The organism is Mesorhizobium sp. M1E.F.Ca.ET.063.01.1.1, assembly GCF_003998155.1.
Lineage (GTDB): Bacteria > Pseudomonadota > Alphaproteobacteria > Rhizobiales > Rhizobiaceae > Mesorhizobium.
This window is the reverse complement of record NZ_RZSC01000172.1, coordinates 1-9668: the sequence shown is the minus strand read 5'-3', so window position 1 is coordinate 9668 and position 9668 is coordinate 1. Positions and strand designations below refer to the sequence as shown.

Here is a 9668-nt window from a genome sequence, read left to right as displayed (position 1 = left end):
GTCCGGAAGGCCGCGCTGGAAATTCTCGTAGAAACCGTACCAATCCGTGTTGTGGCCGATCCTCTCGCCGTTGCGGAAGACCACGGTGTTGACCGCACCGAGCATCTCTGCATCCTCGGAAAGGCGATTGAGGTGGGCGATCACTGTCTGCTTGCACGGATGTGTAATGTTGCTGCCGGCAAAACCGCGCTGCTCTTCCTCGTCTAGGAGGTCCGGCAGCGCGGAGGCGGGAAGGCCTCGCTCGGCGAAGTCGAGAAGCTCGTAACGGTAATCGAGGCCCTGGCGTCGCCCCTCCATTTCGTGGAGGGCCGGGGACTTTGACATTTGGATGTCGGCACCGATCAGTCCCACGAGGAATTTCTTGTCGTGCATTGGCATCGCTTTCGAGAGTCAGTGATGGGCCAGGATTTCACCGAGGAAGGTTTTCGTGCGCTGGTGCCCGGGAGACTTGAAGAAGACCTCCGGTTCGGCCTCTTCAACGATTTCTCCGGAGTCCATGAAGATGACGCGGTCAGCGACCTGACGGGCAAACCCCATTTCGTGCGTGACACAGATCATCGTCATGCCGTCACGGGCGAGCCCGATCATGGTGTCGAGCACCTCCTTCACCATTTCGGGATCGAGGGCAGAGGTCGGTTCGTCGAAGAGCATGACCTTCGGCTCCATGCAGAGCGCGCGGGCGATGGCGACGCGTTGTTGTTGTCCGCCCGATAGCTGCGCGGGATATTTGTCCGCCTGGTCAAGGATTCGAACGCGCTCGAGATATTTTCGAGCCAGTCGCTCTGCGTCAGCGTGGCTTACGCCTCGAACACGCATCGGGGCGAGGGTACAGTTCTGAAGTACGGTTATGTGGGGGAACAGATTGAAGCTCTGGAAGACCATTCCCACTTCGCGACGTACAGCATCGATGGATTTGGTGCTTCCGTCCAGTACGTGACCCTCGACGACGATCTTGCCTTCCTCGATCGTCTCGAGGGCATTGATGCAGCGGATTAACGTTGATTTCCCGGAGCCTGACGGCCCGCAGAGGACGATTTTTTCGCCTTTGCGGACCGACAAACTGATGGATTTCAAGGCATGGAAAGTGCCGTACCACTTCTGCACGTCCTCAAGGGAAATCAATGTCGATTGATCTTTTGCGGAATTGAGCACGGAACCCTCCATTTGGGCTTTACTTCACGGTGAACGGGATGTTCGGAATGGATTCCGGGAACTGCGGCAGATCGATCGCCATCCACTTCTTCGTGATGGCGGCAAGCTCACCATTGGCCTTGATCTTGTCGATGAAGGCGTTGACGGCTTCGTTCCAGTCCTTCTCGCCGAGACGGGTACCGACGCCGTTGTAGGTCGTCAAAAAGTTAATCTTGCGCTCGTACGTGCCGGCACTCGCCGCATCCAGACGCTGACCATAGAACTGGTTGCCGCCAACCGCCTTTACCTGTCCGGAGACCAGAGCCTGGATGGTTGCGGCGTCGTCATCAAAGCGGCGAACCGTTGCGGTGGATCCGACGGCGTTCGTTACTGCCTTGTCCTGCGAACTGGATTTCGGAACGCCGATCTCCCATCCGGCAACGTCTTCAGGCTTCGTAACCGTGTCGGACTTGGCGGCATAAAGCGAAATCGTGTTGGCGGCGTAAGGCTTGCTGTATTGAATTGCTTTCGCGCGTTCTTCCGTCATCGCCATCGTTGCGAACAGGATGTCGACTTTGCCGGTGGTAAGCGCCGGAATTCGGTTGGCAACGGCGAGCGGCTGGAATTGAACCTTCACGCCTAATTCCTTGGCAAAAAGGTTGGCGACGTCAGCGTCGAAGCCGTCCTGCACGCCGCTTGTGTTGACGAACCCCCATGGCGCATTGTCGCCCTGGATGCCGACCACGAGCGTGCCCTTTGCCTTGATTTCCTCTACAGTTGCCGCAGAGGCGGCGGCAGTGCCAACGGTTGCGAAGGCAATAGTTGCCAGTGCAAGTCCGAGAAAAATCCTACGACTGTTATGCATGCTTATTCTCCTCCTCAGAGAGTTTTGCTTCGAGCGAAGCGGTTAGCGGGCAGCTTTCGCCATCCGTTTTTCAAGGCGACTTCCCGCATGGGAGAGCGGCCAGCAAATGATGAAGTAGATTGCGCCGACAATTCCGAAGACGAGCAGCGGACGATAGGTCTGGTTTGAAATGATCTGACCGGCGCGAGTCAGTTCAATGAAGCCGACGATTGCTGCCAGCGACGTGCCCTTGGTGAGCTGGACAAGGAAGCCGATCGTGGCCGGCATCGAAATTTTCAGGGCCTGCGGCAGAATGACGTCTTTCATCCGCGAGACATAATGCAGACCGAGGGCGTTGGCGGCTTCCGTCTGGCCCTTCGGCACAGCCTCGATGGCGCCGCGCCAGATCTCGCCCAGGAAGGCGCTGGCATGGAGCGTGAAGGCGACTGCGACCGCGATCCACGCGTTAACGTCGATGCCCAACAGCGCAACGCCGTAATAGACAACGAAGAGCTGCATCAGAAGGGGCGTGCCCTGGAAGACGCCGATATACCCTGCGGTGATCGTCCGGGCGACCTTGTTGTTCGAGGTGCGCAGGAGCGCGATCAGGATTCCGAATATCCCCCCACCGATGAAGCCCACGATCGCAAGCAGCACGGTCCATTTCAAACCCTGCATCAAAAAGAAAAATTGATCTTCTCCGATAGGACCCATGGCTGCTTCCTATCGCGTCGGGTAGTTGAAGTAGTGGCGGGAAATGAGCGCAAAGAGGCCCATCATCAGGCTTGAGATGACCAGGTAGATAGCGGTCACCGTGAAATAGACTTCGAAGCTGCGGAAGGTGTCAGACTCAATGCGCTGAGCGGCCGAGGTCAGTTCGTAGGCGGCGATCGACGTGCAGACAGACGTTGTCAGTGTCAGCATGATGAACTGGCTTGTGAGCGAGGGATAAATCGCCCGCAGCGCCGGCTTGAGCACGATGAGCCGGAAGACGTCCGCCTTGTGAAGACCAAGTGCGAAACCCGCCTCGATCTGGCCGCGCGACACGCTTTCGATCCCGCCTCGGATGATCTCGATTGCGTAGGCCCCACCATTGATGCCGAGGGCAATGATCGCCGTGACGGTCGGATTGAGGCGGATGCCCATGAGAGGAAGGGCAAAATATATGAAGAAGATCTGCACCAGGAATGGCGTATTGCGCACAACCTCGACGAACACGATCGCGACAGCCCGCGTGATCTCGCTCTTGGAACTCCTTGCAACGACGCCCAGGAGCCCGATGACGAGTGCGAGGAGCATCCCAGCTAACGCAAGGCCAACCGTTCCAAGCGAACCCCATAGCAATTCCGGGGCGCGGTCGAGGACCGCACCGAAATCGAACGTATACCGCATGTAAGACTTCCTCCTCCCTGACGGCCTAGGCCGCGTCGGCGCCGGATCAATGATCCGGTTTCAAAACTCCCAGTGCGCTGGCATGCAGGTGTTTTAAATGTGCCTCCGGGTCGACCGACCCGACGAGTGGCACTTCGACCGAGATAGCAGCGCCGTATTCAGTTGCCGCACAGAGGTCCTCCAATGGCAGTTCGCCTTCTCCAGGAGCGAACCTACCGCTTCTCGCCTCGGCGATCATTGCGTCCGATGTTTTGGGCGCAGGACCGCGGACGTCGCAAAGCTGGATGTGTTTTACCTTCCCTGCATTTGCGCGAAGCTCGTCGATCGAAGCTCCGTTTCGGAAGAAGTGAATCCCGTCAACGAGGGCACCGGCGTTCTCTGCGCCACAGGCATTCAACACCTCTATGCTGTCCCGAAAGGTCCTTACCGTCCGCCAGCCCATGTTTTCGATGTCGACCGACATGCCATATCGCGCCGCGACGGCGCAAAACTCAGACAGGTTTGCGGCAAGACGGCCGCCGTCTCGATCATCGCCGCAAACACTCAGCCGGCGCGCCCCTATGTTCGCAGCGGCTGCCACGGTCGCCTCGTGGGAGGCAGCAACGAAGCTCTCGTCGATCACGAAGAACTCGATATCGAACACCTTGATGCCTTCGCCATCGGCAACTGTCTTGAACTCCTGGGCACTCTGGCTGCCCATCGGCAACTCGTAGAAAGGGGCTCCGGGAAAGGCGGGGTGCAGACGAAGCCCCATCGAGGCAAAACCCGCCCGAGCAGCTGTCACGGCGAATTCCTTTGGCGGCAGCCCGATCGATGAAAAGTGCGCCACGCCCAGTTCAAGACCCGGCCTTGGCGTCGCGACGGTCATCACAAGGTCCCCTTTGTCGCAAGGTGATTGCGCAGGTTGGTTCCCGTGCGGTGAATATGCTGACGCAACATATCGCACGCATAGTCCAGATCCCGCGCGACGGCTCCCTGAGCGATCTCACTATGCTCCTGGCTGACGTTGCGGTCACCCGACGTGCGGGTCAGAAACACCCGGCGATAACGGTCGTTGAGATTAAGAAGCAATCTGCAGAAATGGAGCAGGATCGGCTTTCCGCAGCCAGAGATTAGTGTCAGATGGAATTCGCGGTGGAGTTCTTCCCAGCGCTCCAGTGTCTCCGGCCGAGCCGCGTCGCGCTCGGTGCGGTTAAGGCGATGCAGCGCGCGCATGACGTTGCCCTCCCACTCCACATCGCCGAGCCGCATGGACTCGCGAAGCGCAAAGACTTCAAACTCTTCGCGCAGGGTGGTGATCTCTTCCAGATTGGCCAAGGAAATTGATGAAACGCGGTAGCCGCGATTGTCCTCGAACTCCACTAGACCGTCCGATATCAGCCGCGCCAACCCTTCACGCAGCGGACTGAGGCTCACGTTGAACGTCTTGCGCGCCTTGTCGAGATTGATCTTGCTGCCGGCCTGAAGCTCGCCGGAGATGATCGCCTCACGGAGACGGGATGCAAGCTGGCTCCCAATCGTGTTTTTGCCGTCATCGAGAAAGCCAGAAGACGGTGGAGCATCTTCTGTCGTCGGAGCAAATGCGCCGTCGTCATGCGGTACCATTGTTCCTCCCAGGGCTCCCCGAGCTAATCGTCGATGATCGATATAATAAACGATTATTCATGTCAACTTGAGTGCGCTGAAATTTGCAAAAAAGCCAAGCCTTAGCTTTTTTATGAAAACAAAACATAATTAAATCAATGTACTATATGTCGAAATCCTGTTCCGCTCGGCCTCTCGGAGCCGCGAGAATGCACGGTGGCGGCCTTGACAGATAATCGATTATTTTGATAGTCGGGGAAATCGGGAGGTAGCCCACTTGGTGATCAAAACTGAAAGCGATCTGACGCCAGCCGTCCTCGCTGTGATGAATCGCACTGAAGACCCCCGCCTGCGAGAAATCCTCGTGGCAATGGTCACGCATCTTCATGCCTTCGTGCGCGAGGTTCGACTGACGGAGGTCGAGTTTCGGGAGGCGACAGCCATGCTGAACGAGATCGGGAAGCTGCATACTGATCACCACAACGAGTTTGTGCTGATGGCCGGTTCTCTTGGCGTGTCTTCACTTGTCTGCCTGCTGAACAATGGCGACAGAGGACAGACTGAGACCTCCCAGTCGCTGTTGGGCCCATTCTGGCGCCTCAACTCTCCGCGAGTCGAAAATGGCGGGTCGATCATCCGATCCGAGACGCCGGGCACTCCCTTGTTCGTGCATGCCAAGGTCGTTGACCGCGACGGTAAGCCAATTGCCGGCGCCGAAGTGGACGTCTGGCATGCATCTCCCGTCGGTCTTTATGAAAACCAGGACCCGGACCAGGCCGAGATGAACTTGCGCGGCAAATTCATGACCGACGAGCAAGGTCGGTTCTGGTTCAGGACCGTCAAGATGGTCGGGTATCCGATACCGGTCGATGGCGTGGTCGGACGCCTGCTCAAAGCTCAGGGACGCCATCCGTACCGACCAGCGCACCTGCACGCACTGATCTTCAAGCATGGATACAAGACGCTGATTTCCCAGGTCTTCGACCCCAGCGACCCGAACATCGACTCCGATGTTCAGTTCGGTGTCACGGCAGCGCTGACCGGCGACTTCATTCGTCATGAGGAGCCCCGTCCGAACGAAGCGGATATTCCTGGTCCGTGGTTCTCGCTCGACTACACCTATGTCATGGAGCCCGGCGAAGCCGTTTTGCCGCGTCCCCCGATCAAATAAATCACGATCAGCAGAGCAAACGATATGATCACCGAAGAAGAACGCCGGGCCGCGGCAGACGCGCTGCTCAAAGCTGAAATCGAGCGCAAGCCGATCATACAGCCTAGCGAGACCTACCCGAACCTCGAGCTCGAGGACGCCTACCGAATTCAGGCTTTGTGGGCGGAGGCGAGGGTAGCCAAGGGCGCACGGATCGTCGGGCATAAGATTGGCCTGACGTCACGCGCAATGCAGATGGCTTCGAAGATGACGGAGCCGGACTACGGCTGCATTCTTGACGATGCGCTTTACAACGACGGAGCGCAGATCAGGGCTGACTTGTTTATCAAGCCGCGCCTCGAGGTCGAGCTGGCCTTTGTTATGGGTGAGGATCTCGTCGGGTCCGGCACCAGGATCTATGACGTCATGCGTGCGACCGAGTTCGTTGTCCCGGCGCTCGAGATTATCGACTACCGGACCGAAGTCCCTCGAGCGATCACGGATACCATTGCGGACAATGCGGCTTTCGGCGCCCTCGTCGTTGGCGGTCGTATAATTCGCCCGATGGACATCGATATCCGTTGGGTCGGAGCGACTCTCTCCAAGAACGGCATCATCGAGGAATCGGGCGTGTCGGCGGCGATCATGGGACATCCGGCGGCCGGCATCGCGTGGCTGGTCAACAAACTTCATGCTGTGGGCGGTGGCCTGAAGAAGGGACAAATAGTCCTGGCCGGCTCCTTCACGCGTCCTGTCGATATCGCGAAAGGCGATGTCATCCAGGCCGACTATGGCCCTGTTGGCTCCATCGGCGTGTCGTTCGTGTGAGGTGCTAGATGGAACATCCTGTCAATCGGTTCAAGCGGAAGCTCCTTGCTGGTCAAAGTCAGATCGGCCTGTGGTGTGGCCTGCCGGGAAACTACGCCGCGGAAATCGTCGCGCCTTCAGGTTTCGATTGGCTCCTGTTCGACACGGAACATTCTCCGGGTGACGTTCTGACCGTCCTGCCACAATTGCAAGCGGTCGCACCATACGACGTTTCCCCAGTCGTCCGCCCGGCCATCAACGACCCCGTTCTCATCAAACGCTTCCTGGATATTGGCGTTCAGACACTGCTCATTCCCTACGTTCAGAACGCGGAAGAGGCGAAAGCCGCAGTCGCGGCCGTGCGATATCCTCCGGGTGGAATTCGTGGTGTTTCTGCCCTGACGCGCGCCACTCGTTTCGGCCGAGTTGCGCACTATGCGCAAAATGCGGAACGGGAAATTTGCCTGTTGCTGCAAGTTGAGACGCGGGAAGCGCTTGGCAACCTCGAGTCGATTGCCTCGGTAGAGGGAGTGGATGGCGTATTCGTAGGACCGGCAGACCTTGCAGCGAGTTTCGGACACAGGGGCCAACCGAGCCACCTGGAGGTGGTCGATGCAATTGTCGACGCGATTGAACGCCTGAAAGCGCTGGGCAAGCCTGCGGGCATTCTTACCCCGGATGAGAAGTTCGCGGCACGGTGCATCTCACTGGGAACACTATTTACTGCCGTTGGTGTCGATGTCGCTGTTCTGGCGAGGGGATCGGAAGCACTCGCGGCACGATTTGCATCGCAAGGAGCGTACCGCGATGCCGGAACGTGATGAACTCCTCACTGAAATCGCACCGACGGGAGTCATCAGAGCGGCGGTCAACATGTCGAATGCCGCACTTGTCCAACTCGATCCAGTGACAGGCGTTCTAACAGGGCCGAGCGCGCAGATCGCGATCGCACTTGCGGCAGAACTCGACTGCTGTTTGTCGCTGGTTCGATACGGATCGGCCGCTGACATTCTTGCGGCTGCCGAAGGCAACGAGTGGGACGTTGCATTCATTGCTCCCGATCCGTCACGTGCCGACAGGTTATCCTTCTCGCCCCCCTATACCACGGTGACCGCCAGCTTTCTGGTGTCAGACAGTAGCCCGCTAGGCAGCGTGGGGCATGTCGACGTCGAAGGGGTGCGCATCGCCGCCGCCAGAACCGCTGCGTATACAAAGCAGCTTGAGCGACAGGTTAGAAATGCAATCCTCCTTCATACCGAAAATCCCGCCTCCGCCCTGGACATGCTTATATCCTCCCAGTGCGATGCGGCTGCGGGCTTGACCGAGTCCCTGTCACGTTTCTGCGAAGAAAATCCAGGTTTCCGCGTTGTTGAGGGGACATTCTCGAAAGTGCCTCAGGCGATCGCTGTGCATCGGAGGTGCATTCACGCTTCAACCTTCCTGTCGGACTTCATCCAGCAGCATTGCAGTGCGGGTAAGCCGAGCAATTGAAGCAGTTGGCGGAACATGCGAGGGAGCCGGGTCGAGGGGACGCGACAGGTTAACCCCCGAATAGTCAATTGGAATCCTCTTTCCTCTCAAGCGTTCCGACTCGGAAGTTCATGTTTCGTTGAGCCTTTGGGTACGATGTCGAGCAACTCTTATTCCGAACGGTTGGCGGTGGCCGTGCCCCGGATCATGCGCGTGTGCTTTGTGGTGCAGCAAGTCCTTGCCGTCGTTGCCATTCGGCGTCCTGACGACCGCGTGGATGTGCCCGCGCGTCGGGCACGCCCCGCCGCCACCGCGAGAATGGCCCAGATCGGCGCTCCTCCCCCACCATCGCAGCGGGTCAAAAGGTATCGGGGCGTAATCAGTCGGTGAAGATTGCCCAGAAGCCGGGCAGAATGCGGCTTGCGTCGCTCGGCGGCGCAGCCTCACCGACCGGCGCGACGCCGCCTTTCGAAATCGGAAGTCATGACCCAAAGCCGTCTCGCAGTCCCGAGCGGGGAATGGCTCTAAGCTCCGGAAGGCCGTCCTTCGGTTCCGCTTCCTGATTGGCTTTCTGCCTTCGCCAAACTGAGCTCCAGGCGCTCGATCAGCGCCAGATAGCGTGGATGATCGCGCAGAGGATTCATATCAACATCCTGCGCCATCCAGTGCACTTGCTGCAATCCAAGCTGCGGCACGCAGTGCTGCAGCGTGTCGATCGCCTTTTCGACGGCGCCGATCGCCGCCAGGAAACACGCGACATTGTAGTGGCTGTTATAGTCCTCCGGGTCGATGGTGATCGCGCGCTCGGCCCACTGGAGGGCGCGTTCGTCCAGGCCGAGATTGTGGAGGATGTAACAACCATAGGCATAGGCTGCCCCATCGTCCGGATAGAGCTGCATGGCTTTCTCGATGCGGATAAGCAACTCCCCTGAAAGCCTGTGGGCTTCCTCCTCGTCGCCCAGCGTCTTGCGGCAATCCCAGAGCATGCACATCGCACCATAGCTGTTGCGATCAACCTCCACCGCCTTCTCGTAGGCGGCCGCGGCCTCTGCAAACTTGCGCTCCATGCGCAGCACGTCGCCCAAGGTCCTGTGCGCCTCGTAGAGATCGGGATCGAGCGCGATTGCTCGCCGGCAGGCGGCGCCTGCGAGCTCGATTTGCTCCTTTTGGAAATGCGCCATCGCCTGGGCCACGTGAGCTTCCGCCAGCGTCGAGTCCAAAGCCAGCGCGCGCTGCGCCTCGGCGCTCAAGGTGACAAGGTTTGCACTGGGATCTCCGGATCTCAGCAAC

11 protein-coding genes and 1 pseudogene are annotated in these 9668 nt (G+C 58.7%); 4 read left to right on the top strand and 8 right to left on the bottom strand.

Going from position 1 to position 9668, the window contains the following annotated elements:
* From EOA29_RS14730 to EOA29_RS14700, 7 genes and pseudogenes are all read right to left on the bottom strand, one after another.
* Nucleotides 1-372: pseudogene (locus EOA29_RS14730) on the bottom strand (shikimate dehydrogenase); the annotation flags it as partial.
* An 18-nt stretch (nt 373-390) separates the two neighbouring features.
* Nucleotides 391-1164, bottom strand: a complete 774-nt coding sequence (locus EOA29_RS14725) for an amino acid ABC transporter ATP-binding protein (RefSeq protein WP_189349922.1) — start codon at nt 1162-1164, stop codon at nt 391-393.
* Nucleotides 1165-1171: 7 nt separating this feature from the next.
* Complete coding sequence (locus EOA29_RS14720; RefSeq protein ID WP_126092644.1) at nt 1172-1996, bottom strand: transporter substrate-binding domain-containing protein; 825 nt, start codon at nt 1994-1996, stop codon at nt 1172-1174.
* A gap of 42 nt (nt 1997-2038) precedes the next feature.
* Nucleotides 2039-2689, bottom strand: a complete 651-nt coding sequence (locus tag EOA29_RS14715; RefSeq protein ID WP_127221079.1) for an amino acid ABC transporter permease — start codon at nt 2687-2689, stop codon at nt 2039-2041.
* 9 nt (nt 2690-2698) lie between these two features.
* A complete protein-coding gene (locus tag EOA29_RS14710) occupies nt 2699-3367 on the bottom strand; it encodes an amino acid ABC transporter permease (protein ID WP_126092646.1) in 669 nt (222 codons plus the stop codon).
* Between the two features lie 46 nt (nt 3368-3413).
* Nucleotides 3414-4235 (bottom strand): sugar phosphate isomerase/epimerase, encoded by an 822-nt coding sequence (locus EOA29_RS14705; RefSeq protein WP_126092647.1) that lies wholly within the window; start codon nt 4233-4235, stop codon nt 3414-3416.
* Nucleotides 4235-4972, bottom strand: coding sequence for a GntR family transcriptional regulator (locus tag EOA29_RS14700; RefSeq protein WP_126092648.1), 738 nt, complete (start codon nt 4970-4972; stop codon nt 4235-4237). Before EOA29_RS14700 ends, EOA29_RS14705 begins: the two co-directional genes overlap by 1 nt.
* 256 nt (nt 4973-5228) lie before the next feature.
* Here EOA29_RS14700 and EOA29_RS14695 point away from each other — a divergent pair, with 256 nt between their 5' ends.
* The 4 genes from EOA29_RS14695 to EOA29_RS14680 are packed head-to-tail and all read left to right on the top strand — an operon-like array spanning nt 5229 to nt 8399.
* Nucleotides 5229-6122: an intradiol ring-cleavage dioxygenase gene (locus EOA29_RS14695; protein WP_126092649.1), complete on the top strand. Its 894-nt coding sequence runs from the start codon at nt 5229-5231 to the stop codon at nt 6120-6122.
* Nucleotides 6123-6146: 24 nt separating this feature from the next.
* Entirely contained in the window at nt 6147-6929 is a 783-nt protein-coding gene (locus tag EOA29_RS14690) for a fumarylacetoacetate hydrolase family protein (RefSeq protein ID WP_126092650.1), read from the top strand.
* A gap of 8 nt (nt 6930-6937) precedes the next feature.
* Nucleotides 6938-7729 carry a 4-hydroxy-2-oxoheptanedioate aldolase gene (hpaI, locus tag EOA29_RS14685; RefSeq protein WP_126092651.1) on the top strand — a complete coding sequence of 264 codons (792 nt, stop codon included), beginning with the start codon at nt 6938-6940 and terminating at the stop codon, nt 7727-7729.
* A complete protein-coding gene (locus tag EOA29_RS14680) occupies nt 7716-8399 on the top strand; it encodes a transporter substrate-binding domain-containing protein (protein ID WP_127221078.1) in 684 nt (227 codons plus the stop codon). The genes hpaI and EOA29_RS14680 overlap by 14 nt, the downstream gene beginning before the upstream one ends.
* Before the next feature lie 503 nt (nt 8400-8902).
* Here the strand turns inward: EOA29_RS14680 and EOA29_RS14670 are convergent.
* Complete coding sequence (locus tag EOA29_RS14670) at nt 8903-9628, bottom strand: tetratricopeptide repeat protein (protein WP_189478898.1); 726 nt, start codon at nt 9626-9628, stop codon at nt 8903-8905.
* Between the last annotated feature and the right edge of the window lie 40 nt (nt 9629-9668).

Excerpts from the sequence above, each read along its gene's own strand:
- EOA29_RS14680 (WP_127221078.1), top strand. The coding sequence starts at position 7,716 with ATGCCGGAACGTGATGAACTCCTCACTGAAATCGCACCGACGGGAGTC.
- EOA29_RS14710 (WP_126092646.1), bottom strand. The coding sequence starts at position 3,367 with ATGCGGTATACGTTCGATTTCGGTGCGGTCCTCGACCGCGCCCCGGAA.
- EOA29_RS14720 (WP_126092644.1), bottom strand. The coding sequence starts at position 1,996 with ATGCATAACAGTCGTAGGATTTTTCTCGGACTTGCACTGGCAACTATT.
- EOA29_RS14715 (WP_127221079.1), bottom strand. The coding sequence starts at position 2,689 with ATGGGTCCTATCGGAGAAGATCAATTTTTCTTTTTGATGCAGGGTTTG.
- EOA29_RS14690 (WP_126092650.1), top strand. The coding sequence starts at position 6,147 with ATGATCACCGAAGAAGAACGCCGGGCCGCGGCAGACGCGCTGCTCAAA.
- EOA29_RS14705 (WP_126092647.1), bottom strand. The coding sequence starts at position 4,235 with ATGACCGTCGCGACGCCAAGGCCGGGTCTTGAACTGGGCGTGGCGCAC.
- hpaI (WP_126092651.1), top strand. The coding sequence starts at position 6,938 with ATGGAACATCCTGTCAATCGGTTCAAGCGGAAGCTCCTTGCTGGTCAA.
- EOA29_RS14700 (WP_126092648.1), bottom strand. The coding sequence starts at position 4,972 with ATGGTACCGCATGACGACGGCGCATTTGCTCCGACGACAGAAGATGCT.
- EOA29_RS14725 (WP_189349922.1), bottom strand. The coding sequence starts at position 1,164 with ATGGAGGGTTCCGTGCTCAATTCCGCAAAAGATCAATCGACATTGATT.